The 24,261-nt window shown below is 73.7% G+C and carries 22 protein-coding genes; 16 read left to right on the top strand and 6 right to left on the bottom strand.

Features of this window, described 5'->3' with window-relative positions; all coding sequences use genetic code 11:
- Window positions 1-19: 19 nt before the first annotated feature.
- Window positions 20-760, top strand: a complete 741-nt coding sequence (locus E4U91_RS06725; protein ID WP_137305977.1) for a response regulator transcription factor — start codon at window positions 20-22, stop codon at window positions 758-760.
- The gene (locus tag E4U91_RS06720) at window positions 757-2,244 is read left to right on the top strand and encodes a sensor histidine kinase (protein ID WP_241678521.1); all 1,488 of its coding nucleotides are present in this window, start codon (window positions 757-759) and stop codon (window positions 2,242-2,244) included. The genes E4U91_RS06725 and E4U91_RS06720 overlap by 4 nt, the downstream gene beginning before the upstream one ends.
- A gap of 39 nt (window positions 2,245-2,283) precedes the next feature.
- Here the strand turns inward: E4U91_RS06720 and E4U91_RS06715 are convergent, their stop codons facing one another.
- From E4U91_RS06715 to E4U91_RS06705, 3 genes are all read right to left on the bottom strand, one after another.
- A complete protein-coding gene (locus E4U91_RS06715; RefSeq protein WP_137305976.1) occupies window positions 2,284-2,994 on the bottom strand; it encodes a L,D-transpeptidase family protein in 711 nt (236 codons plus the stop codon).
- Window positions 2,995-2,997: 3 nt separating this feature from the next.
- Window positions 2,998-3,585, bottom strand: coding sequence for a pyridoxamine 5'-phosphate oxidase family protein (locus E4U91_RS06710; protein WP_137305975.1), 588 nt, complete (start codon window positions 3,583-3,585; stop codon window positions 2,998-3,000).
- 118 nt (window positions 3,586-3,703) lie between these two features.
- On the bottom strand, window positions 3,704-4,561 hold the full coding sequence (locus tag E4U91_RS06705; RefSeq protein ID WP_137305974.1) for a hypothetical protein: 858 nt from the start codon (window positions 4,559-4,561) through the stop codon (window positions 3,704-3,706).
- Between the two features lie 231 nt (window positions 4,562-4,792).
- On the opposite strand from E4U91_RS06705, the gene argH reads away from it, so the two are divergent.
- The 4 genes from argH to E4U91_RS06685 all read left to right on the top strand — a co-directional run bounded on the left by argH (window position 4,793) and on the right by E4U91_RS06685 (window position 9,431).
- Window positions 4,793-6,220: an argininosuccinate lyase gene (gene argH / locus E4U91_RS06700; RefSeq protein ID WP_137305973.1), complete on the top strand. Its 1,428-nt coding sequence runs from the start codon at window positions 4,793-4,795 to the stop codon at window positions 6,218-6,220.
- 72 nt (window positions 6,221-6,292) lie between these two features.
- The gene (locus tag E4U91_RS06695; protein WP_137305972.1) at window positions 6,293-7,264 is read left to right on the top strand and encodes an aldo/keto reductase; all 972 of its coding nucleotides are present in this window, start codon (window positions 6,293-6,295) and stop codon (window positions 7,262-7,264) included.
- Window positions 7,265-7,362: 98 nt separating this feature from the next.
- The gene (locus tag E4U91_RS06690) at window positions 7,363-7,911 is read left to right on the top strand and encodes a TetR/AcrR family transcriptional regulator (RefSeq protein ID WP_137305971.1); all 549 of its coding nucleotides are present in this window, start codon (window positions 7,363-7,365) and stop codon (window positions 7,909-7,911) included.
- Entirely contained in the window at window positions 7,908-9,431 is a 1,524-nt protein-coding gene (locus E4U91_RS06685; protein WP_137305970.1) for an MFS transporter, read from the top strand. Before E4U91_RS06690 ends, E4U91_RS06685 begins: the two co-directional genes overlap by 4 nt.
- A 184-nt stretch (window positions 9,432-9,615) precedes the next feature.
- Here E4U91_RS06685 and E4U91_RS06680 read toward each other — a convergent pair whose 3' ends face one another.
- Window positions 9,616-10,287 carry a lysophospholipid acyltransferase family protein gene (locus E4U91_RS06680; RefSeq protein ID WP_137310697.1) on the bottom strand — a complete coding sequence of 224 codons (672 nt, stop codon included), beginning with the start codon at window positions 10,285-10,287 and terminating at the stop codon, window positions 9,616-9,618.
- A 357-nt stretch (window positions 10,288-10,644) separates the two neighbouring features.
- On the opposite strand from E4U91_RS06680, the gene E4U91_RS06675 reads away from it, so the two are divergent.
- From E4U91_RS06675 to E4U91_RS06665, 3 genes are all read left to right on the top strand, one after another.
- Complete coding sequence (locus E4U91_RS06675; protein WP_137305969.1) at window positions 10,645-11,811, top strand: glycerophosphodiester phosphodiesterase; 1,167 nt, start codon at window positions 10,645-10,647, stop codon at window positions 11,809-11,811.
- 110 nt (window positions 11,812-11,921) lie between these two features.
- The gene (locus E4U91_RS06670) at window positions 11,922-12,416 is read left to right on the top strand and encodes an RNA polymerase sigma factor (protein ID WP_422070932.1); all 495 of its coding nucleotides are present in this window, start codon (window positions 11,922-11,924) and stop codon (window positions 12,414-12,416) included.
- A gap of 45 nt (window positions 12,417-12,461) precedes the next feature.
- On the top strand, window positions 12,462-12,959 hold the full coding sequence (locus E4U91_RS06665) for a GNAT family N-acetyltransferase (RefSeq protein WP_137305967.1): 498 nt from the start codon (window positions 12,462-12,464) through the stop codon (window positions 12,957-12,959).
- A gap of 14 nt (window positions 12,960-12,973) precedes the next feature.
- On the opposite strand, the gene E4U91_RS06660 is transcribed toward E4U91_RS06665, so the two are convergent.
- Window positions 12,974-13,432, bottom strand: coding sequence for a hypothetical protein (locus tag E4U91_RS06660; RefSeq protein WP_137305966.1), 459 nt, complete (start codon window positions 13,430-13,432; stop codon window positions 12,974-12,976).
- Entirely contained in the window at window positions 13,413-13,772 is a 360-nt protein-coding gene (locus tag E4U91_RS06655) for a hypothetical protein (RefSeq protein ID WP_137305965.1), read from the bottom strand. The genes E4U91_RS06660 and E4U91_RS06655 overlap by 20 nt, the downstream gene beginning before the upstream one ends.
- 91 nt (window positions 13,773-13,863) lie before the next feature.
- Here E4U91_RS06655 and E4U91_RS06650 point away from each other — a divergent pair, with 91 nt between their 5' ends.
- From E4U91_RS06650 to cobT, 7 genes are all read left to right on the top strand, one after another.
- Window positions 13,864-14,514 carry an HAD-IA family hydrolase gene (locus E4U91_RS06650; protein ID WP_137305964.1) on the top strand — a complete coding sequence of 217 codons (651 nt, stop codon included), beginning with the start codon at window positions 13,864-13,866 and terminating at the stop codon, window positions 14,512-14,514.
- A gap of 411 nt (window positions 14,515-14,925) precedes the next feature.
- The gene (locus tag E4U91_RS06645; protein WP_067235375.1) at window positions 14,926-15,969 is read left to right on the top strand and encodes a methionine ABC transporter ATP-binding protein; all 1,044 of its coding nucleotides are present in this window, start codon (window positions 14,926-14,928) and stop codon (window positions 15,967-15,969) included.
- Entirely contained in the window at window positions 15,966-16,691 is a 726-nt protein-coding gene (locus E4U91_RS06640; protein WP_137305963.1) for a methionine ABC transporter permease, read from the top strand. Before E4U91_RS06645 ends, E4U91_RS06640 begins: the two co-directional genes overlap by 4 nt.
- Window positions 16,692-16,757: 66 nt before the next feature.
- Window positions 16,758-17,597: a MetQ/NlpA family ABC transporter substrate-binding protein gene (locus E4U91_RS06635; RefSeq protein ID WP_137305962.1), complete on the top strand. Its 840-nt coding sequence runs from the start codon at window positions 16,758-16,760 to the stop codon at window positions 17,595-17,597.
- A 128-nt stretch (window positions 17,598-17,725) separates the two neighbouring features.
- Window positions 17,726-18,364 (top strand): GNAT family N-acetyltransferase, encoded by a 639-nt coding sequence (locus E4U91_RS06630; RefSeq protein WP_137305961.1) that lies wholly within the window; start codon window positions 17,726-17,728, stop codon window positions 18,362-18,364.
- A 205-nt stretch (window positions 18,365-18,569) separates the two neighbouring features.
- The gene (gene cbiE, locus E4U91_RS06625) at window positions 18,570-19,784 is read left to right on the top strand and encodes a precorrin-6y C5,15-methyltransferase (decarboxylating) subunit CbiE (protein ID WP_137305960.1); all 1,215 of its coding nucleotides are present in this window, start codon (window positions 18,570-18,572) and stop codon (window positions 19,782-19,784) included.
- A 346-nt stretch (window positions 19,785-20,130) separates the two neighbouring features.
- Window positions 20,131-24,168, top strand: coding sequence for a nicotinate-nucleotide--dimethylbenzimidazole phosphoribosyltransferase (gene cobT / locus E4U91_RS06620; RefSeq protein ID WP_137305959.1), 4,038 nt, complete (start codon window positions 20,131-20,133; stop codon window positions 24,166-24,168).
- Window positions 24,169-24,261 lie beyond the last annotated feature (93 nt).

Raw genomic sequence — 24,261 nt, 5'->3', positions numbered from 1 at the left:
GGCGATGCTGGGAGCAGCCATGAACACGACCCGCTCCGGGCGCCCCGCCCTCACCCGCCCCGACGGCACCCCGCTGCGCGTGCTCGTCGTCGACGACGACCCGGACCTCGCCGAGGTGCTCTCCGGCGCCCTGCGCTACGAGGGCTGGCGGATCCGCACCGCCGGCGACGGCGCCTCCGCGCTGGCCGCCGCCCGCGAGCTGCTGCCCGACGCGGTGGTCCTCGACGTGATGCTGCCCGACACCGACGGCTTCGCCGTGCTGCGCGACCTGCACGCCGTGAAGCCGGACGTCTGCGTGCTGTTCCTGACCGCGCGGGACGCCGTCGAGGACCGCATCGCCGGGATCACGGCCGGCGGCGACGACTACGTGACCAAGCCCTTCAGCCTGGAGGAGGTCGTCGCCCGGCTGCGCGGCCTGCTGCGCCGGGCCGGCATGGCCCGCCAGCCGGACGAGGGCCCCCGGCTGGTCGTCGGCGACCTGGTCATGGACGAGGAGGCCCGCGAGGTGACCCGGGCCGGCGAGCTGGTCGAGCTGTCCCCGACCGAGTTCGAACTCCTCCGCTTCCTGATGCGCAACCCCCGCCGCGTCCTGAGCAAGGCCCAGATCCTCGACCGGGTCTGGTCCTACGACTTCGGCGGCCGCGCCCATGTCGTGGAGCTGTACATCTCCTACCTCCGCAAGAAGGTCGACGCCGGCCGCGAGCCGATGATCCACACCGTGCGCGGGGCGGGCTACGTGCTCAAGCCGGCCGCGCAGTGAGGTCCGTCCGGATCGGCCGGCCCGGCTGGCCGCGCACCCTGCGGGCCCGGCTGACCGTCGGGCTCGTGGTGCTGCTCGCCGTCAGCTGCGCGGCGGTGGGCGTGGCCGCCGTGGTCGAGCTGGAACGCTTCCTCACCAGCCGAGTCGACCAGCAGCTGGGCGACGTCGGCACCCGCTTCCCGGCGAGCCTGGAGCACAGCGGCCGGCTCCCCGGCGAGCGCGACGACCACGACGGCGACGAACGCGGCGACACCCGCCACCAGGCCACCGGCACCTTCGGCGCCCGGCTGGTCGACGGGCGGGTCACCAACGCGGCGGTGGTCCGCTCCGGCGACGTGACGGCGGACCTGAACGTCCACCTGACCGCCCGGGACGCGCGGCACCTGGCCGCCGTGCCCGTCGACGGCCGGGGCCACAGCGTGCACCTGTCCGCCCTCGACGACTACCGGGTCTCGGCCGGCCGGGGCCTGGACGGCGACGTGCTGATCACCGGGCTGCCGCTGGAGCCGGTGGAGGCCGCCGTGCACCGGCTGGAGCTGGTCGCCGGCAGCGTCTTCGGCGTCGCGCTCGCGGTCACCGGCGTGGCCGGCGCCCTGTGGGTGCGCTGGTCGCTGCGCCCGCTCAGCCGGGTCGCGGCCACGGCCACCCGGGTCAGCGAACTCCCGCTCGCCAGCGGGGAGGTGGCCCTGCCGCCCCGGGCCCCGGCTGCGGACCCGCGCAGCGAGGTGGGCCGGGTGGCGAGCGCCTTCAATCGCATGCTGGGCCACGTCGAGGACGCGCTGACCAAGCGCCACGCGAGCGAGGAACGGCTGCGCCGCTTCGCCGCCGACGCCAGCCACGAGCTGCGCACCCCGGTGGCCTCGGTGCGCGGCCACGCGGAGCTGGCCCTGCTGCACCCGGGCCCGGTCCCGCCGGAGGTGACCCGGGCCCTGGAGCGGATCGCGGCGGAGTCCTGCCGGATGGGGGAGATGGTCGACGAGATGCTGCTCCTGGCGCGGCTGGACGCGGGCCGCCCGCTGGAGCGCGGCGCGGTGGACCTCACCCGGCTGGTCCTGGACGCCGTCACCGACGCGCGGGCCGCGGGGCCCGGCCACCGCTGGACCCTGGACCTCCCGGAGGAGCCGGTCACCGTGCCCGGCGACGCCCACCGCCTCCAGCAGGTGCTGGCCAACCTGTTGGCCAACGCGCGGTTGCACACACCCGTGGGCACCGCCGTGACGGTGACGCTGCACACCGAGGCGGGCTCCGCCGTCCTCACCGTCCACGACGACGGCCCCGGCATCCCGGACGACGTCCGCCCCTCGGTCTTCGAGCGCTTCACCCGGGCCGACCGCCGCCGCCCGGACGGCTCGGGCGGTGGCGCGGGCCTCGGCCTGTCGATCGTCGCCGCGGTGGTCGAGGCGCACGGCGGGAGCGTGGCGGTGGACAGCGGCCCGGGCGCGACGACGTTCACGGTGCGGCTCGCCGTGGCGGACACCGCGTGAACTCATGGGCTCCGTGAGCCGGTACGCCGTCGGGCCCGGTCAGTACCGGGTGACCGCCGTGGCCCCGCCCGTCGTCCCCACGGCGATGTGCGGCCCCCGCGCGGGATCCGCCCACCGCAGGATCCGCCGCATGTCCGCGGCCGGCACCGACACGCAACCCGCCGTCGCGCCCCGCCCGTTGACGTGCAGAAAGATCCCGGCGCCCCGACCGCGCACCGGAGTGCGGTAGTTGAACCCGATGACCAGCGCGTGGGCGTACTGCGTCGGGTAGAAGACGAGGTGCTCCGACTCCGCCGCCCGGCAGTCCGCCGGGCGCGGGTCGGTCCAGCGGTTGTACGACCGCGAGTCATTGTCCTCGCACCACCACGAGCTCCGGCGCACGGCCCGGTACGGGTACCGCGTCCCGGACGGTGCCGCCCCGGTGCCGAAGGCGAACGGCAGGTCGTACAGCCCGGTCGGCGTCGTGTAGGTGCCCTGCCGGCGCTTCGTCCCCTCGACGAGCCCCTTCGCCCCGAACCGCGCGGACGCCGACCCCCCCTCCACCCAGCGCCCGCCCACCCGGTCCCACCAGGTCACGGTGCCGGTCGTCGAGCCGGTCCGGGCGGCCACGGCGGTGATCAGCTGGGTGCCGCCGCCGGTGTCCCGCATCCGCGTGGGCAGCGGCTGCGGCGGAGCCCCGGCCGCACCGACGGGCGTGGCGCCGAGCAGCAGGAGGGACAGGGACGCGAGGGCGACGGCACCGGGGCGCATGCCTCAGACCGTAGAGGGCGGCAGCGGCAACGGCAGCCCGGGTAGTCCGTCCAGGCTGGTCGCGATGTGGTCCTTCTTGGTGAAGTACGCGCTGAGCGAGGCGTCGTCCTCGCGCGCGAACCGCTTTTCGTGCAGGTCGCGTTCGGCGTCGTAGCTCATGAAGGGCACCGCGTAGCCGCAGGTGTCGCGCACCAGTTCGGCGTGCACGAGGATGACGGCGCGCAGGCCGTGCGGGGTGGGATCGATGCCCGGGAAGTGCGCGAGGAGGCCGGCGAAGCGGGGGTCGTCGCGGAAGACGGGCTCCCCGCGGCCGTGCACCCGCACGATGTTGGGCGGTCCCTGGAAGGCGCACCACATCAGGGTGATCCGGCCGTTCTCCCGCAGGTGGGCGATGGTCTCGGCGTTGGAGCCCGCGAAGTCGAGGTAGGCCACGGTGTGCTCGTCGAGCACGGCGAAGGATCCCTTGAGGCCCTTGGGGGAGAGGTTGATGGTGCCGTCGTCCGAGAGGGGCGCGGTGGCGGTGAAGAAGACCGGCTGGGACTCGATGAAGGTGCGGAGTCTGCCGTCGATGCGCTCGTAAGTCTTTCCCATGTCTAACGATTATCGTGGCGGATGGTTCGGCTGTCTAAGGAATTGGCCGATCATTTCCGCGCACCCCAGTGGCCGCCCCGGCCGGCGCTTCCTGCGGGGCGGCCACCGGCCTGTCACGTCACCGGTTCAACGTGCAGGCGGCCAGGGCGTCGAGGCCCTGGGGCTTGGTGCCCTGGCGGCCGATGGAGATGGCGATGCGGTCGATGGTGGAGACGCGCTTGTCCTTGAGGGGGCCGAGGATGGCGTTCTGGACGAAGTTGGGTCCGCCTTGTCCGACGGTCTTGACGAGGCGGGTGTTGGCTTCGTCGATCTGGGTGCGCAGGAGGGCGAGGTTGCGGTCGACCTCGGCCTTGGCGGAGGCGGGGACGGCGGGGAGCCGGGAGGCGACGTCCGGGCAGGCGATGGTGCCGACACCGGTGTTGCCCGCGTTCCCGGTGTTCCCCGCGTTGCCGTTGCCGCCGGCGTTCCCCGCGTTCCCTGAGTTCCCCTGGCCGGCCGGCGCCTGGGTCGCCGCGCCGCCCGCGCCCCCGGCGCCCAGGGTGCAGGCGGCCAGGGCGTCGAGGCCCTGGGGCTTGGTGCCCTGGCGGCCGATGGAGATGGCGATGCGGTCGATGGTGGAGACGCGCTTGTCCTTGAGGGGGCCGAGGATGGCGTTCTGGACGAAGTTGGGTCCGCCCTGTCCGACGGTCTTGGCAAGGCGGGTGTTGGCTTCGTCGATCTGGGTGCGCAGGAGGGCGAGGTTGCGGTCGACCTCGGCCTTGGCGGAGGCGGGGACGGCGGGGAGCCGGGAGGCGACGTCCGGGCAGGCGATGGTGCCGGGGCCGGCGGCGAGCGTCCGGGCGTCGGCCGCGCCGCCCTTGCCCGGTTCCCCGGCCAGCGCGGAGTTCACCACCACCGCGCCGGTCAGGGCCAGAGCGGCGGCGCCACCGACGATCGCCACACGGCGCTTGTTGTACTTGGGGAGAGCCCTGGACATGCGGAAGCCTCACTTGGGTCGAGAGCGGGTGGGGCGGACGCGGCGCCTGCGTCCAGCGGTGAGTACGGGCAAGCGCTTGCGGGTGTTCAAGGTTGTTCAAGGTTGTTGCGAAAACCCGCATCGCTTCCACCACGGTCGCCGCCACGCGCTCCCTCCTGAATTGACGAATCATGCAGAGCTCTGCATACTCATGCACAACGTGGTGACCGGCAGCGGTGAGGAGCAGCGCAAGTGAGCAGCAACAGCGGTGACGTACGGCTCTGGGGCGGCCGTTTCGCCGACGGCCCCGCCGAGGCCCTGGCCAAGCTGTCCGCGTCCGTCCACTTCGACTGGCGGCTGGCGCCCTACGACATCGCCGGGTCGCGCGCCCACGCGCGCGTGCTGCACAAGGCGGGCCTGCTTACCGAGGACGAGCTGGAGCGCATGATCGCCGGGCTGGACCGGCTGGAGGCGGACGTGGCCTCGGGCGCGTTCGTCGGCACCATCGCCGACGAGGACGTCCACACCGCCCTGGAGCGGGGCCTGCTGGAGCGCCTGGGCCCCGACCTGGGCGGCAAGCTGCGCGCGGGCCGCTCCCGCAACGACCAGGTCGCCACCCTCTTCCGGATGTACCTGCGCGACCACGCCCGCGTCATCGGCGGTCTGGTTGCCGACCTCCAGGAGGCGCTGATCGGCCTGGCCGAGGCCCACCCGGACGTGGCCATGCCCGGCCGCACCCACCTCCAGCACGCCCAGCCGGTGCTGTTCGCCCACCACGTCCTGGCCCACGTGCAGGCGCTGTCCCGGGACGCCGAGCGGCTGCGCCAGTGGGACGCCCGCACGGCCGTCTCGCCGTACGGCTCCGGCGCCCTGGCGGGTTCCTCCCTCGGCCTGGACCCCGAGGCGGTCGCCCAGGACCTCGGCTTCGAGCACGGCAGCGTCGGCAACTCCATCGACGGCACGGCGTCCCGCGACTTCGTCGCCGAGTTCGCCTTCATCGCCGCGATGATCGGCGTGAACCTCAGCCGGATCGCCGAGGAGATCATCATCTGGAACACGAAGGAGTTCTCCTTCGTGACCCTGCACGACGCCTTCTCCACCGGCTCGTCGATCATGCCGCAGAAGAAGAACCCGGACATCGCCGAGCTGGCCCGCGGCAAGAGCGGCCGCCTGATCGGCAACCTGACCGGTCTGCTGGCCACGCTCAAGGCCCTGCCCCTCGCGTACAACCGCGACCTCCAGGAGGACAAGGAGCCGGTCTTCGACTCCTGCGACCAGCTGGAGGTTCTGCTGCCCGCCTTCACCGGCATGGTCGCCACCCTCACCGTCCACCGCGAGCGGCTGGAGGAGCTGGCCCCGGCGGGCTTCTCCCTGGCCACCGACATCGCCGAGTGGCTGGTCAAGCAGGGCGTGCCGTTCCGGGTGGCCCACGAGGTCGCCGGCGAGTGCGTCAAGGCCGCGGAGGCCGAGGGCAAGGAGCTGGACGAGCTGACGGACGAGCAGTTCGCCAAGATCAGCGCCCATCTGACCCCCGAGGTCCGCACCGTCCTCAACGTGCCCGGCGCCCTGGCCTCCCGCAACGGCCGCGGCGGCACGGCCCCGAGCGCCGTCGCGGTCCAGCTGGCCGAGGTGAAGGCCGACGTCGCGGCCCAGCAGGAGTGGGCGAACGCCAAGAGGTGAACGCCGGAACGTGATCCCGGGGCGTCGCGGGTTACGTTGGTCCGGCACCCGCCCGACCGAACGGAGCCCGCGATGCCCTTCGCCCGTCTCGCGACCGCCACGACGCCCACCTGCCACCTCGGGCTGGGCCTCGCCGCCGTCGGACGGCCCGGCTACATCACCCTCGGTCGCGACCGGGACCTGCCCGCCGACCGCAGCGTCGACGCCCTGCGGGCCCGCACCCATGAACTCCTCGACGCCGCCTACGCCCAGGGCGTCCGCTACCTCGACGCCGCCCGCTCCTACGGCCGTTCCGAGGAGTTCCTCGCGGACTGGCTCGCCGCCCGCCCCGACGTCACCGACGTCGTCATCGGCAGCAAGTGGGGCTACACCTACACCGCCGGCTGGTCGGCGGACGCCGAGACCCACGAGGTCAAGGACCACACCCTCGCGACGTACGAGCGCCAGCGCGCCGAGACCGACGCCCTGCTCGGCGACCGCCTCGACCTCTACCAGATCCACTCGGTGACCCCGGACAGCCCCGCCCTCACCGACAAGGAACTCCACGCGCGCCTCGCCGAGGCCGCCGCCGCGGGCCTGACCGTCGGGTTCTCCACCAGTGGCCCCGCCCAGGCCGACGCGATCCGTGCGGCTCTGGAGGTGACCGTCGACGGTGCCCCCCTCTTCCGGACCGTGCAGTCGACGTACAACGCGCTGGAGACCGCGGCGGGCCCCGCCCTCGCCCAGGCGCACGACGCGGGGCTGACCGTCATCGTCAAGGAGGGCATGGCCAACGGCCGCCTCGCGGACCCGCACGCCCCGGCCGCCCTGCGGGCCGTGGCCGAGGAGACCGGCCTCGGCTGCGACGCCGTCGCCCTCGCCCTGGTCCTGAGGCAGCCCTGGGCCGGCGTCGTCCTGTCCGGCGCCGCTACGGCCGCCCAGCTCACGTCCAACCTGCACGCGGCGGCCGTCGACCTGGACGAGGATCAGCTCGCCCGCCTGGCGACGCTCGCCGAGGAACCCCACGCGTACTGGGAGCGGCGCGCACACCTCCCCTGGCACTGAGGAACCCCGCACCCTCCCGCGTCCCCCCTGCGCCCCTCTCCTGACACACGCATGCCCACGGTGAGACATCCATGTCTCAGGTGAGCTACACTCGTCTCATGGCCGTTGATCGTGACCAGGTGCTCCGCAGCGCCGCCGCCCTGCTGACCCGCACCCCCACCGCGACCATGGACGAGGTCGCCAGGGCGGCGGGCATCAGCCGCGCCACCCTGCACCGGCACTTCGCCGGCCGGGACGCGCTCGTCCGCGCGCTGGAGTCGCTCGGCGTCGCGGAGTGCGAGGCGGCGCTCGACCGGGCCCGGCTGGACGACGGGTCCGCCGGGGAGGCGCTGCGCAGACTCGTGCGGGAGATCGAGCCCGCCGCCGGACTGCTCGCCTTCCTCTACGGAGAGAACCAGCTCTGGGAGGACGGCGGCGACGAACCCTGGGCCCGGCTCGACACCCGGATCGCCACCGTGTTCGTCCGCGGTCAGCAGAGCGGCGAGTTCCGCATCGACCTCAGCCCGGCCTGGCTCACCGAGGCGCTCTACGGCCTCGTCGCCTCCTGCGCCTGGGCCACCCAGGCCGGGCGCGTCGCCCCCAAGGACTTCACCCACATGGTCGTCGAGCTGCTGCTCGGCGGCGCACTACGGAGAGAGGAACCATGACCAGCACCCTGCAGCCGGCGCGCACGACCGAGGCGGTGAAGCGCCCGGGCCGCTGGCTCGCGCTGTCCGTCCTGGTGCTCGCCGTGCTGCTGGTGGCCGTCGACGCGACCGTCCTCGGTCTCGCGACCCCCTACATCAGCGAGGACCTCGAGCCCTCCGGCACCCAGCTCCTGTGGATCGGCGACGTGTACTCGTTCGTCATCGCGGGCCTGCTGGTCTCGATGGGCAGCCTCGGCGACCGCATCGGCCGCAAGCGGATCCTCCTCTTCGGCGCCACGGCGTTCGGCGCGCTCTCGGTGCTCAACGCCTACGCCACCACGCCCGAGGCGCTGATCGCCGCCCGCGCCCTGCTGGGCGTCGCCGGCGCGACCCTGATGCCGGCCACCCTGGCCCTGATCCGCCACCTCTTCCACGACCCGCGCGAGCGCAGCCTGGCCGTGGGCATCTGGGGCGCGGCGGCCTCGGCCGGCACGGCGGTCGGCCCGATCGTCGGCGGCTTCCTGCTGGAGCACTTCTGGTGGGGCTCGGTCTTCCTGATCAACCTGCCCGTGATGGCGGTGCTGGTCCTGGTCGGCATCCGCACCCTGCCCGAGTCCCGCAACCCCGACCCGGGCCCCTGGGACCTGCCGAGCGTGCTGCTGTCCCTGGTCGGCATGATCGCCGTGGTGTACGCGGTGAAGGAGGCCGCGGCCCACGGGTTCGCGTGGCCCACCCTGGGCGCTGGCGTCCTGGGCGCCGCCGCGTTGTACGGCTTCGTCCGACGCCAGCTCACTCTGCCGGCGCCGCTGCTGGACATGCGGCTGTTCCGCAACCGCGGGTTCTCCGGGGCGGTGCTGGCCGACCTGCTGACCGTGCTCGGCCTGTCCGGGCTGGTGTTCTTCCTGTCGCAGTTCCTGCAACTGGTGCAGGACCGGCCCCCGTTCGAGGCGGGCCTGGCCGAACTGCCCGCCGCGATCGGCGCCGTGGCCGCGGGCCTGGTGGCCGGCCGCGTGGCGCGCCGCTTCTCGGTGCGCGCGGTGGTCTCCGGCGGCCTCGCGGCGATCGGGCTGGCCCTGGCCGTGATCACGGTGATCGACGCGTCCACCGGCTACCCGCTGCTGGGAGCGGCCCTGCTGGTCGTCGGCGTCGGCGCCGGCTTCTCCTTCACGGTGACGGCCGACGTCATCCTCTCCGCGGTCCCCAAGGACCAGGCGGGCGCGGCCTCGGCGGTCTCCGAGACGGCGTACGAACTGGGCGCGGCCCTGGGCATCGCCGTGCTGGGGTCCATCGTGACGGGCGCCTACCGTGACTTCACCGCACCGGCGGGCACGCCGGCCGGGGCGCACGAGTCACTGGGCGGAGCGGTCGAAGCGGCGTCGCACCTGCCGGCGCCCACCGCGGACACCCTCCTGACCTCGGCCCGCGAAGCCTTCGTCCACGGCCTCCACCTGGCCTCGGGCGCGGGAGCAGCAGTCCTCCTGGTCACAGCGGCAGCAGCCTGGTTCCTCCTGAGGAACCAACACCTGGAATCTGCCGACTGACCAGCACCCTCCCCACCCAGGGGCGCGAGGAACCGCGCACCCAGCCCCAACCCACCCGCACCTGCCGGACGCCGAGCACCGCCCCCACCCAGGGGCGCGAGGAACCGCGCACCCAGCCCCAACCTACCCGCACCCGACCGACCACAGGCACCCGCCGTAGCCTTCCGGCCCAACCCCCGGAGGGCTACGCCGCCTTCGCCTTCGTGGCGTACATGTCCACATACTCCTGCCCCGACAACCGCATGACCTCCGTCATCACGGAGTCCGTCACGGCCCGCAGCACGTACCGGTCGCGGTCCATCCCCTCGTAGCGGGAGAACTCCATCGCCTCGCCGAACCGCACCTTCACCCGGCACGGCCGCGGCATCCCTGACCCGCCCGGCTGGATCTTGTCCGTGCCGATCATGGCGAACGGCACCACCGGCGCACCGGTCATCAGCGTCAGCCGCGCGATACCGGTGCGCCCCCGGTACAGCCGCCCGTCGGGCGAGCGCGTGCCCTCGGGGTAGATCCCGAAGACCCTGCCCTCCTCCAGGATGCGCCGCCCGGTCATCAGCGCGGCCACCCCGCCCTTGCCGCCGTCGCGGTCCACCGGGATCATGCCGACGCCGGTGAAGAACCAGGCCATCAGCCGGCCCTTGATGCCCTTGCCGGTGACGTACTCGTCCTTGCCGATGAAGCAGACCTGACGGTCGCACACCAGGGGCAGGATCATCGAGTCGATGAACGTGAGGTGGTTGCCGGCCAGGATGACCGGTCCGTCGCCCGGGATGTGCTCCACGCCCTCGACCCGGGGGCGGAACATCAGGCGCATGACCGGTCCGAGCACTGCCTTGATGAACACGAAGCGGGACAACGGGCCCTCCGGGGTCAAGGGGGTTCTGTATGAGTCTGTGCAGGTGAGGACGATACTCGCGGGCCGGGGGGTGACGCACATCGGGTTCACCCGCGTCTTACGAGGTATTGACGCACCTTTACCTGCGGCGGCACCCCGTAACGCCCCCGTCACCCGGCCGGAACGTGTGACGGACGTCGCGTTCTCCTCACTCCCCGGGTACCCGTCCGGCCGCACCCGATACCGACGGACCGTCAGCCGTTCGTACCACCACGCGCCATGCGCCGGCACCCGTCCGTTCGGCCCGCCGCCTCCCGTCCGTCATGTCCACGCCCCTACGATCGGCGCGCACCGCACGAGCCGACGGCAGGAGGCGCCATGGGAACGCAGGAGTCGAACCAACAGCAGCGCGGCACCGGACGACGGGCCCTGTTGGGCGCCGCCGTCCTGGGCGCGACCGGGACCGTGCTCGGTCTGCCGGGCACGGCACAGGCCGGTGGGGCGCGGCACACCGGCCGCGGGCTGGGGAGCCTGCCGGTGCCGACGGTCATCGGCCACCGGGGTGCCAGCGGCTACCGCCCCGAGCACACCTTCGGCTCCTACCAGCTGGCCCTGGACCTGGGCGCCGACATCGTCGAGGCCGGCGACCTGGTCCCCACCAAGGACGGCCACCTGGTCTGCCGGCACGAGCCGGAGATCGGCGGCACCACCGACGTCGCCGACCACCCCGAGTTCGCGGGCCGCCGCACCACCAAGGTCCTGGACGGCGTGCCCACCACCGGCTGGTTCACCGAGGACTTCACGCTCGCCGAGCTGAAGACCCTCCGCGCCGTCGAGCGCATCCCGGCGAACCGGCCGCACAACACCCTCTACAACGGCCGCTGGGACATCCCCACCTTCGAGGAAGTCCTCCGGTGGCAGGACGAGCAGACCCGCAGGCGCGGCAAGCAGGTCTGGATCTACCCGGAGACCAAGCACCCCACCTACTTCCGCAAGCTCGGCCTCGGCCTGGAGGAGCGTCTCGCCAAGCTGCTGCGCAAGCACGGCAAGGACAAGCGCCACTCGCCGGTCATCCTGCAGTCGTTCGAGCCGACCAGCATCCAGCGCCTGAACAAGCTGGTCGACAACCCGCTGGTGGTCCTGCTGTCCGGCGCGACCAGTCGTCCCTGGGACTTCGTCGAGACGGGCGACCCGCGCACGGTCGCCGACCTCGTCACCAAGCAGGGCCTGCGCGAGATCGCCTCCTACGCCCAGGGCATCGGCCCCACCCTGGACCTGGTCGTCCCCAAGGACGCGAACGGCAGGCTCACCACGCCGACCAGCCTGGTGAAGGACGCCCACGCGGTCGGCCTGATCCTGCACCCGTACACCATGCGCAACGAGAACCCGTTCCTGCCCGCGGAGTTCCGCAAGGGCACGGACGCCGACGGGTACGGCGACGCCTTCGGCGCCTTCCGCGCGTACTTCGCCACCGGCATCGACGGCGTCTTCACCGACAACCCGGACACGGGCCTGCTCGCGCGCCAGGAGTTCCTCGAGGGCTGACCCCGCGCCCCCGCGCGAACAGGAACGCGCGCCCTCCCATCGAGTGACAGTCGGCCGTCCGGGCAACCCACCGCCCGGGCGGCCGCGTCGTGCCGCACGTGAAGTACGACATGCTCCTCCGGCTCGGCCCTCTCCTCGCCGCCGAGGCGTCGGCCGAGGCCCATGCCACCGGCACCGAACCCGCGGACCTGGAACAGGCCGTCTGGCTCCGGCTCCTGGAACACCTCCGGGCCGACGGACCCCCGGCCGACCCCCACGGCTGGCTGCGCAGGGCGGTGCGCGCCGAGTCCCGCCGCACCCGCCGTACCCACCGCCGGGAACGCCCGTACGACGGCGACCCGGCCGACGACGCGGAGCGCGACCCCGCGCAGCTCGCCCTGACCGCCGCGCGGGGGCGCGCGCTGCGCGCGGCGGTCGGCCGGCTCCCCGGCCGCTGCCCGCGGCTGGTCGAGGCCCTGTTGTCGCCGCGGGACCCGACCTACCGGGAGATCGCGGGGGAGTTGGGTATCTCACAGGGCTCCCTCGGACCGGAACGTTCCAGATGTCTCGGATGTCTGCGGAGATTGCTCGCCACGGAGGTTGCGGCGGGAACGGGGCGGGGATAGGAGTGGGGGACAACCGGTGATCAGGTGAGCGGGAGGCGTGCGCACATGGGCATGAGCGTGACCATCTCGGTGGCGACCGAGCAGGACGCGGAGCAGATCTTCAAGCTCCAGTACCTGTGCTTCCAGAGCGAGGCGGCGCTGTACGGCAACTACCGCATCGACCCGCTCGTGCAGAGCCTGGACTCCGTGCGCGAGGAACTCGCCGCCGACTGCGTGTACGTCGCCCGCCTCGGCGACGAGGTGGTCGGCTCGGTCCGCGGCCGGGTCACCGAGGACGGCGCCGCCGCCATCGGCAAGCTCTGCGTCCACCCCCGTCTGCAGGGCCACGGCATCGGCGCGCGGCTGCTGCGCGCGGCCGAGGCGGCCCTGGAGGGGGAGCGCGGCGCGACCCGGTTCCGCCTCCACGCCGGCCACCGCAGCGAGGGCAACCTGCGCCTGTACCGCCGCGTCGGCTACGAGACGGTGGGCACGGCCCAGGGCACGGACGGCGTGCCGATGATCGTCCTGGAGAAGCAGGCCGGCACCTACGCGGTCACCGCGTGACGGACGGCCGCCCCTCAGCCCTGCGGCGTGCGCTCCGGGTCGCGCGACCTGCGCAGCCAGTACAGGGCGGACACCGGCAGCAGCACCGGGATGAAGACGTAACCCATCCCGTACTTGGACCACACCGTGGCGTCGGGGAACGCGGACGGCTCGATCAGGGTCCAGGTCCCCACGATCAGCACCCCGGCCAGCTCGGCGGCGCAGCACACCTGCGCCGCCCGGCGGGCGCCCTCGCTCCCGCGCACCAGCGTGTAGGTGATGAATCCGTAGACCACGCCCGCCACCGCCGACAGGGAGTACGCCAGCGGCGCCCGGTCGAACTCGGTGGCGATCTGGTACGCGGAGCGCGACACCGCGCCCACCACCATCACGCCGTACAGCCAGACCAGCAGGGTCCCCGGTCCGCTGGTCAACCGCCTGGACCTCCCGGCCGACCCGTCCCCCGTCGCCACCTCAGCCTCCCCAGATGTCATACAGCCGCACCTCCAGCACCGCCAGCACCACACCGCCGGCGGCCGCGGTCACCGAGCCCCAGCGGGTGCGCTCACCCAGCGACATGAAGCCCGCCGCGGGCACGCACGCGAACGCGCCGAGCAGGTACGCCACGAAGATCGTCGTGCCCTGCTCCGGCTTCTCGCCCCGCGCCAGCTGCACGATCCCGATCACCAGCTGCACCAGCGCCAGCACCGAGACCACGGCCATCCCGATGAAGTGCCAGTCCTTCGTCGGCTGGTCACGGTAGGCCGCCCAGCCGCACCACGCGGCGAGCAGCAGCGCGGCGACACCGGTCACCAGCGTCAGGGCATCGAGCATGGGGCGACCTTATTACGGCGCGGGAGCCGCGCCGAGGCCGCCCCCGGTCCACCGCCATGGGGTCTAGACCACTGGGCGTAGGGTCGAGGTCATGACGATCCACGCGCACGCCCTCCTGTTCGACAACGACGGCACCCTCGTCTCCAGCCTCGCCTCGGTGGAGCGCTGCTGGACCAAGTGGGCACGCGAGTACGGCGTCACCGCGGAGGTCTTCGCCGGGATCGCCCTGCACGGCCGCACCGCCGTGGAGATCGTGGGCGACCTGCTGCCCGCCGACCGGGTCGCCGAGGCCGTCGCCCGCGTCGAGCGGCTGGAGGTGGACGACGTGGCCGACGGGGGAGTGGAGCTGCTGCCCGGCACCCGGGACCTGCTCGACGCCCTGCCCGCCGACCGCTGGGCCGTGGTCACCTCCGCCACCCACCGCCTGGCCGCCGCCCGCCTCGACGCCGTGGGCATCCGCCCCAAGACCCTGGTCACCGCCGACGAAGTCACCCACGGCAAGCCCCACCCCGAGCCCTACCTGCTCGCCGCCCGCCAGCTCGGCGTCGACCCGGCCCGCTGCGTGGTCTTCGAGGACGCCCCGGCCGGACTCGCGGCCGGCCGCGCCGCCGGCATGACCACCGTGGCCTTGGCCACAACCCACCGTGCCGAGGAACTCGACGCCGACCTGGTGGTGAGCGACCTGTCGGCCCTGTCGGTGCAGGTCACGGCGGCCGGGATCGAGATCTCCGTCCGCGGGTGAGGGTCGTCCGCGGCCGTCCCGGAACCTGTCCACGGCCGTCCGCAATGCGGACAGTCATGCCGTGTCAGGACCGTCCGTCTGCTTTACTGATCGCATGACCACGACGAGCTGCCGCACCCTTGCGACCGAGGCGACCATGACGCCCGGTGCTCGTTGTATGTGTCGCACGCGCCGAATGTGTGCCTGCTAGAGGGCCCCTGCACCACCTGAGCCTCGCGCCCCGAAGCGAGTGCCCGCTCACGTCCCGCCGTACGCCACGCGTACGCGACTGAGCCCGCCCCCCGCGCACGTGCTCCCCGTGCCCCACCGCGCCCTCGCGCGCGGACGTGCCGCGCCGGGCTGCCTTCGCCCCTGCATGCCCCGTGCCGGCGCCCACGACGCGCCGCGCACTCGACAGTGACGGAAACCCACGTGATCACCACCTCGGGCCTCACCAAGGTCTACCGCTCGCGCGGTCGCGAGGTCACCGCCCTCGACGGCGTCGACCTGCACGTCCGCGAAGGAGAGGTCTACGGCGTCATCGGCCAGTCCGGCGCCGGCAAGTCCTCCCTCATCCGCTGCGTCAACCTGCTCGAACGTCCCACCTCCGGCACCGTCACCGTGGCCGGGCAGGACCTCACCGCCCTCGCCGGGCGCGGACCGCGGGCCGGCAAGGAACTGCGGCGGGCGCGCAGCCGCATCGGCATGGTCTTCCAGCACTTCAACCTGCTCTCCTCGCGGACCGTGCAGGACAACGTCGAACTCCCGCTGGAGATCCTCGGCACCTCCGGCAGGGCCCGCTCCGCCAAGGCGCTGGAACTGCTCGACCTGGTCGGCCTCGCCGACAAGGCCGGCGCCTACCCCGCCCAGCTGTCCGGCGGCCAGAAGCAGCGCGTCGGCATCGCCCGCGCCCTCGCAGGCGACCCCAAGGTGCTGCTCTCCGACGAGGCCACCAGCGCCCTGGACCCCGAGACCACCCGCTCGATCCTCGCGCTGCTGCGCGACCTCAACCGCCAGCTCGGCCTCACCGTCCTGCTCATCACCCACGAGATGGACGTCGTGAAGTCGGTCTGCGACTCCGCGGCCCTCATGGAGAACGGGCGCATCGTGGAGTCCGGCACCGTCAGCGAACTGCTCGCCACCCCCGGCTCCCAGCTGGCCTCGGCGCTCTTCCCGGTCGGCGGCGAGGCCACCGGCGACGACCGCACCGTCCTCGACGTCACCTTCCACGGCGAGCACACCACCCAGCCGGTCGTCTCCCAGCTCGCCCGCACCTACAACATCGACATCTCGATCCTCGGCGCCGCCATCGACACCGTCGGCGGCCTGCAGATCGGCCGGATGCGCATCGAACTGCCCGGCCGCTACGAGGACAACGTCGTCCCGATCGGCTTCCTGCGCGAGAAGGGTCTGCAGATCGACGTCGTCGACTCCGCCGCCCGGCAGACCGCCCTGGTGAAGGAGAGCGCCAAGTGACCTGGAACGAGATGCAGCCCCTGCTGTCCCAGGCCTGTTGGGACACCCTCTACATGGTCGGCTGGTCCACCCTCATCGCCGTCGCCGGCGGACTGCCGCTGGGCATCCTCCTGGTGCTGACCGACCGGGGCGGGCTGCTCCAGAACGTCGTCGCGCAGAAGGTGATCGGGCAGGTCGTGAACATCGCCCGCTCGATGCCGTTCATCATCCTGATGGTCGCGCTCATGGGCTTCACCCGCTGGATCACCGGCACGACCATCGGGCGCGAGGCCGCCATCGTGCCCCTCGCGATCGGCGCCGTCCCGTTCTTCGCGCGGCTCGTCGAGACCGCCGTGCGCGAAGTGGACGGCGGACTGGTCGAGGCCGTGCAGGCCATGGGCGGCAACACCTGGACGATCGTGCGCAAGGTCCTCGTCCCCGAGTCCCTGCCCTCCCTGATCGCCAGCACCACCACCACGGTCGTCGCCCTCATCGGGTACTCCGCGATGGCGGGCACGGTCGGCGCCGGCGGCCTCGGCGACATCGCCATCCGCTACGGCTACCAGCGCTTCGAGACCCAGCTGATGTGGATCACGGTGGCGATCCTCGCGGTCGTCATCTCCCTCATCCAGTTCGCCGGCGACTACGCCGCCCGCTCGCTGCACCGTCGCGACGGCCGGTCCGGACCCGCCCCCAGGCTCCGTCTGCTCAAGGCCGACGCGGCCGCCGGCGAGACCGCCTGACCCCCTCCCAGAACTCCCCGTCCACCCACGACGGGGCCGCTCCACCCTTCAGGAAAGGCACTTTTCGTGCGTAACACCGCCAAGATCACCACCGCCGTCCTCGCTGCCGGAGCCCTCACCTTCGGGCTCTCCGCCTGCGGCTCGGGCTCCGACTCCGACTCCAAGGCCGACGGCGGCGACACCCTCACCGTCGCCGCCACCCCGACCCCCCAGGGCGAGATCCTCACCTACGTCAAGGACCACCTGGCGCAGAAGGCCGGACTTAAGCTGGAGGTCAAGGAGTTCACCGACTACGTGACGCCCAACACGGCCGTCCAGCAGGGCGAGGTGGACGCCAACTACTTCCAGCACCAGCCCTACCTCACCGACTTCAACAAGAAGAACGGCACCGACATCGTGGCCGTGCCCGGTGCGACCGTGCACCTGGAGCCGCTCGGCGTCTACTCCAAGGGCGTCAAGAAGCTCGACGACCTCAAGAAGGGCGCCACCGTCGCCCTGCCGAACGACACCACCAACGAGGCCCGCGCGCTGAAGCTGCTCGCGGCCAACGGCGTCATCGGCCTGAAGTCCGGTGTGGGCTACGACGCGACCCCGAAGGACGTCACCACCAACCCCAAGGGCCTGAAGTTCAAGGAGCTGGAGGCCGCCCAGCTGCCGCGCTCCCTCGGTGACGTCGACGCCGCGGTGATCAACGGCAACTACGCCCTGGAGGCCGACCTCAGCCCGGCCAAGGACGCCATCGCCGCCGAGTCCCCCAAGGACAACCCCTACGGCAACTTCCTCGCCGTCAAGAAGGGCAAGGAGGACGACCCGCGCGTGCAGAAGCTCGCCAAGCTCCTCACCTCGCCCGAGGTCAAGAAGTTCATCGAGGACAAGTACCAGGGCGCCGTCGTCCCGGCGTTCTGACCCCTCACCACCACGGGGTCCACTGCGGAAAAGGCAGTGGACCCCGTGGTGCGGTCAGGTGCTTTCATGCTGCATGCTGGGCAGTTCAGCAGGCCCTGACGGTTCTTCCGAAGGTTACGGAGCGGCGCATGACTGGCACCTTTCCCAACGTCTCCATCAGCACGGAGCGGTTGGTCCTGCGCCCCTTCGAGGACTCCGACGTCGACGCCCTCGCCGAGATGATGAACGACGAATCCGTCGTCGCCTGGACCTCCGTGCCCCACCCCTACACCCGGGCCGACGCCCGCGCCTGGGTCACCGAGGCCGCCCCCGCCGAACGCACCGCCGGCCGCGGCATCGTCTTCGCCGTCACCGAGTTCCTCACCCAGCGCCTGGTCGGCACCGTCCACCTGCGCCACGCCGACTGGCGCGTGCGCTCCGCCGAGATGGGCTACGTCGTCGCCCCCTGGGCCCGCGGCGAGGGCTACGCCAGCGAAGCCGTCCTCGCCACCGCCCAGTGGCTGTTCCACGACCAGAAGTTCGAGCGCCTGGAACTGCGCACCGCCGCCGACAACACCGCCTCCCAGCAGGTCGCCCAGAAGATCGGCTGCATCAGCGAGGGCGTCCTGCGCGGCGCCTGGATAGCGCGCGCCAAGGACGACGGCGGCGCCTGGACGGACGTCCGCACCGACCTCATCGTCTGGAGCCTGCTCCCCGAGGACCTCGAGGGCGTCGCCGACCGGCTCACCGACGGCGACGGCTACCCGTCGTACGACGACTGGAACTGACCGACCGGAACCGACCGGACCTGACCGACCGGAACCGACCGACCGGACGTGGGCGACCAGCGCCGACCGGCCCGAACCGGACGACCGGCATCGACCGCCACCCCGCGGCCCCTCCGACCCGGGACCGCCGTCGCGCCCCGGACCGCGCGACCAGGTACCCTCACGGAGCCCGCAGCCTGCGCACATCCCCGGGAGACTGACGACCATGGCCGACCGCGTCACGGTGATCGGCTGGGACGGCTCACCGCTGACCGCCGCGGCACGTTCCGCACTGGGCGCCGCCACGCTGGTGGCCGGCGCCGCCCACCACCTGGCGCTGCCCGAGGTACCGCCCGCCGCCGAACGCGTCCGCCTCGGCAGCACCGCCCTCGCCGCCCGCCGCATCGCCGGCCACCGCGGCACCGCGGTGGTGTTCGCCGACGGCGACCCCGGCTTCTTCGGCGTCGTACGCACCCTGCGCGCACCGGAGTTCGGCCTCGAGGTCGAGGTCGTGCCCGCCGTGTCCTCGGTGGCCGCCGCCTTCGCCCGCGCCGGGATGCCCTGGGACGACGCCCAGGTGGTCGTCGCCCACCGCCGCACCCTGCGCCGCGCGGTGAACGTGTGCCGCGCCCACGCCAAGGTCGCCGTCCTCACCTCACCCGGCGCCGGCCCCGCCGAACTCGGGCTGCTGCTGGAGGGCGTCCACCGCACCTTCGTGGTCTGCGAGGAACTCGGCACCGACCGCGAGCAGGTCAGCGTCGTCACCTCCGACAAGGCCGCCGACCACATCTGGCGCGACCCCAACGTCGTCATCGTCATCGGCGGCCCGGTCACCCCCGGGGACGACGGCGACTGGATCGCCGGGCGCGACCCGGCGGCGTCAGGGCCGCGCGGCTGGACCCTGCCGGCCGAGGCCTACGGCGGCGGACTCGGCGAGGGCGAGGCGGAGTTGCTGCGCGCCGCCCAACTCGCCCGCCTCGGGCCCCGGATCGGCGACCTGGTCTGGGACATCGGCTGCGCGAGCGGCGCGTTCGCCACCGAGGCCGCGCGGGCCGGCGCCGCCGTGCTCGCCGTCGACCGGGACGCCGAGGCGTGCGCCCGCACCGAGGCCGCCGCCCGCCGCCACGGCGTCCAGCTCCACGTCGTCCACGGCACCGCCCCGCACGTCCTGGAGAACCTGCCCGAACCGGACGTCGTCCGGATCGCCGGCGGCGGCGCGGCCGTCGTCTCCGCGGTCGCCGACCGCCGCCCCCAGCGCATCGTCACCCACGCCATGACCCGTGACGCCGCCGAACTCGTCGGCCGCGACCTGACCGAACACGGCTACCGCGTCGAGTGCGCCCTCATCCAGTCCGTCGAACTCGACACCCGTGCCTGGACGGAGACCGAGCGGAGCGTCGCGTTCCTGCTCAGCGGGGTTCTGCCGGATCGCGCCCCGTGATCCTCTTGTCGTACCGCGCGCGGTAGGGTGGCCGATCGTCGTACCGCTTTCGGGCACCCGGCACCTCGTCGGTCAATGTCCGGAAAACCCATCCGTTTTGGGGTGCGTGTGGTACGGCGTGACCGGAGGACGCGCAACGTGGCGCAGTCCACAGCGGAGCGTCGCGGATCATGCTGTCGCGACGGCCGGACGACCGCGACAATGCCACTGAATGGCTTTGTCGTCTTTTTCGGGCGGGTCGTTCGTGCCGCTGGGCACGGACGCTCGTTCTTCACTACGGGGCGGTCGGTGCGCCGTTCCGGGTGAGCTGGTCGTAGGAGCACTAACCGATGGGCGAGGGGTACGCATGACCGACACCGGCCAGATCCCGGGCGAGGGGCTGCCGGAGAGCGCAGGCACGGTGGAGCAGCCGGGCGTTGTCGAGCCCGGTGCGTACCCCTACCTCTCCGAGACCACCGCCGCCGACGAGGACCTGCTGCTGCCCGGCTCCGGCGGAGCCTGGGGCAACGAGGTGCCGCCGCCCGCGCCGGAACCGGTCCTGGAGGCCCTGCACGAGCCCGGCCCCGCCGAGCCCGGCGTCCACGAGCCAGGCCCGCACGAACTGTCCGGCCGGGACAGCGGCGCCGTCGACCTGACCGCCGTGCGCCGCCCGGTGCCCACCGCGCCGACCACCCCGATCCCGCCGATCACTCCGCGTCGGCCGCTGCACCTGGGCCCGCCGATCCCCGACGCCTCCGCCAGCCCGGTCCGCTCGCTCGCCGACCGCGGCCCCGCGGGCGCGCCGGTGCGCCACCCCGGGCCGCCCGCGACCGGCCCCGAGTACCTCGACGCCCAGCCCACCGGTGACCTGCCCCCGCAGGGCGCCGCGCCGTGGGGCGCCCCGGCTCCGGCCGGCATCCCCGCCGAAACGGTTGGCCCGGTCGCCGCCGCGCAGCACCCGGAGCCGGTGGGCGCGGCCCAGGCCGTCGTCGCCCGCCTGGCCACGGAGGCCATCGCCGCCACGGCCCCCCAGCCGGCCGAGGAGGAGACTCCCGCGGCGCAGGCCGTGGCGGAGGCCGTCGCCGCCGCTCCGGAGAACCCGGGTACGGCTGACGCGGGCGCGCCCGCGGACGTGCCGGTGACCGTGACCGAGGCGGTCGCAGGTGGCGCTGCCGGGGTGCCCGAGGGCGCGGACCAGGCTCCCGCCGAGGACGCCGTTGCCGGTGTGCCTGCGGAGCAGGCGGTCGCCGCTCCGGAGGACGCTGTCGAGCCGGAGACGCCGGAGACGCCGGAGACGCCGGTGACCGGCGCGCCGGAGCCGGTGCAGACGCCTGCGGCGGAGGCCGTCGAGGCCGCGCCGACGGAGGCCGACAGCCCCGAGGCCGTCGAGCCCGCCGAGCCTGGCGATCAGGCTGCCGAGCCCGTCGCCGTCCAGCAGGCGGTTGCCGCCCCTGAGGCGGTGGTCCCGGCGACCGCCGACACGGCCGCGCTGTCCGCGCCGGTGCCCGGCGACGACGCGGTCCCCGCCGTGCCCCCGGCCCCGGCTCAGGAGGCGGTGGCGGTGGCCGTACCGGCCGCACCCCTCGTCGTCCAGACCCCGGAGCCGCAGGCTCTTCCCGAGCTCCAGGAGGCCGAGGCGCCCGCGCAGTTCCCCGAGGCCGTCGAAGCGGCGCCGGTCCAGACGGTCGCCCCGGCGGTCACCGAGGAAGTCACCGAGGAAGCCCACGCCCTCGCGGAGGTCCCGGCCGCGGTTGCCGTCGCCAGCGAGCCGACGGTCGCCGAGGAGGCTCCGGCCCCTGCGGCCGTCCCCGTCGCCCCGCACGCTGAGCCCGCCGTCGCAGACCCTGTCGCCGATGCTCAGCCGCCGACGCACGAGGCCGGCACCACTCCCGACCCCGACCAGCTCGCGCAGCCGTCGACCACGGCAACCGAGCCCCAGGTTCAGCCCCACCCCGAGCCGCAGCCGCAGCCGCAGGGCGAGGCCACGGACCACACCCCGGACGCCGCACCCCTGGCCGCGGACGTCGCGCCCTCCACTCCGGACACACCGGCCGTCCCCGCCCCCCTGGGAGGCCCCGTGCACCTCGACCCCGCAGCCCGGGCGCAGAGCGCGCCCGGTGCTCCCGTGGCGGGCCCGCAGGTGCAGGGCGAGCAGGCCCCGGGCCAGTTCGCGCCGGCCGACGGCGCGGTGCCCGGCGTCCCTACCCCGCCGCACTCCCTCGTCCTGCCGGCCGAAGCCGCACCGGCCGCCGACGCGGTACCGGTTGCCGAAGCCGCACCGGTCGCCGACGCCACCCCGGCCGAGGCAGCACCGCACCCCGCCGCGCCCGCCGCCCCCGCCGTGCACCCGCAGGAGCTCCCGGAGCTGTCGGACCTGCCCCAGGTGCCCCAGACGCCCCAGGCGCCGGAAGCCCCGCAGCCCCCCGCCGCACCGGACCTCGCGACCCCGCCCGCCGACCAGCCCCTGGCAGTCGCGGCAGTCACCCCGGCCGCCCCCGCAGCCCCCGTCGCCGTCCCCGCCCCCCGCGCCGCGGACCCCGCCCCGGTCGCCCCCGCCCCCGCCCACGAGCCCGACCCCGAGGTCGCCCAGAGCGCCGAGGACCTGGACACCAGGGCCGCCGAGCAGGACGAGGAGGACAGCGCGGCGACGCAGGAGGCGGCCCGGCCCACCGGTCCCGCCGCGCCCGGGTACGACGACGCCGAGCGCGAGGCCGTCCTGAAGGTCATGCGTGAGCGCCGGGACATCCGCAACGGCTTCCGCAGCGACCCCATCCCGCACGAGGTGCTGCTGCGCGTCCTGGAGGCCGCGCACACCGCGCCGTCCGTCGGTCACTCCCAGCCCTGGGACTTCGTCGTCATCCGGTCCGCCGAGACCCGCCGCGCGATGCACGAACTGGCGATGCGCCAGCGCGACGCGTACGCGAGGTCGCTGCCCAAGGGCCGGGCGAAGCAGTTCAAGGAACTGAAGATCGAGGCCATCCTCGAGACGCCGGTGAACATCGTGGTCACCGCCGACCCGACCCGCGGCGGCCGCCACACCCTGGGCCGGCACACCCAGCCGCAGATGGCGCCGTACTCCTCGGCCCTCGCGGTCGAGAACCTCTGGCTCGCCGCCCGCGCCGAGGGCCTGGGCGTCGGCTGGGTCAGCTTCTTCGACGAGCGCGAGATGGTCCGCGCGCTGGGGCTCCCCGAGCACCTGGAGGTCGTGGCCTACCTGTGCGTCGGGTACGTCGACGAGTTCCCGGACGAGCCCGAGCTGATGCAGGCCGGCTGGGCCAAGCGCCGCCCGCTGTCCTGGGTCGTGCACGAGGAGACGTACGGGCGGCGGGCGCTGCCCGGCGAGGACCCGCACGACCTGCTCGCCGAGACGGTCGCCGGCATCCGCCCGCTGGACGCCAAGGCGCTCGGCGAGGCGTGGGAGCGGCAGAAGCGCATGACCAAGCCGGCCGGCGCGCTCGGCATGCTGGAGATCATCTCCGCGCAGCTGTCGGGCCTGTCCCGGCAGTGCCCGCCGCCCATCCCGGAGCCCGCGGCCGTCGCGATCTTCGCGGGCGACCACGGGGTGCACGCCCAGGGCGTCACCCCCTGGCCGCAGGAGGTGACCGCCCAGATGGTGGCCAACTTCCTCGGCGGGGGAGCGGTCTGCAACGCCTTCGCCGGCCAGGTGGGCGCCGAGGTCTGCGTGGTCGACGTGGGTGTCGCGTCCGACCTGCCGGCCACCCCCGGCCTGCTGCCCCGCAAGGTCCGGGCCGGCACGTCCGACATGACCACCGGCCCCGCGATGACCCGCGAGGAGGCCAAGCAGGCCATCGAGGTGGGCATCGAGACCGCCCGCGACCTGGTGGCGGCCGGCAACAAGGCGCTGCTCACCGGGGAGATGGGCATTGCCAACACCACCGCGTCGGCCGCGCTGATCTCCGTGTTCACCGGCGCCGACCCGGCCGAGGTGACGGGCCGCGGCACCGGCATCAACGACGAGACCCTGGCCCGCAAGACCGAGGTCGTGCGCCGCGCCCTGGAGTTCCACCAGCCGGACCCGGCCGACCCGATCGGCGTCCTCGCGGCCGTCGGTGGCTTCGAGCACGCGGCGATCGTCGGCCTCCTGCTCGGCGGCGCTTCCCTGCGCACGCCGGTCATCCTGGACGGCGTCAGCGCCGGTGCCGCCGCCCTGGTGGCCCGCGCGATCGCCCCCGAGGTGCTGGCGGCCTGCATCGCGGGCCACCGCAGCGCCGAGCCCGGCCACGTGGCCGCGCTCAACAAGCTGGGCCTGCGCCCCCTGGTCGACCTGGACCTCCGCCTCGGCGAGGGCACCGGCGCCCTGCTCGCCCTGCCGCTGGTGCAGAGCACGGCCCGGGCGATGCACGAGGTGGCCACCTTCGACTCGGCGGGCGTCACCGAGAAGTAGCACCGCACCGCGCCGGGGTCGGCGGGGTACGCGCTCCCGCGTGCCCCCCGGCCCCGCCGTACGCCGCGCGGACGGCTAAAATCCGCACGTCAG

Source organism: Streptomyces lasalocidi, assembly GCF_005280215.1.
In the GTDB taxonomy this organism is placed as follows: domain Bacteria; phylum Actinomycetota; class Actinomycetes; order Streptomycetales; family Streptomycetaceae; genus Streptomyces; species Streptomyces longwoodensis.
Note: the sequence above shows the minus strand (reverse complement) of the source record. Positions and strands in the feature narration are given on the sequence as shown.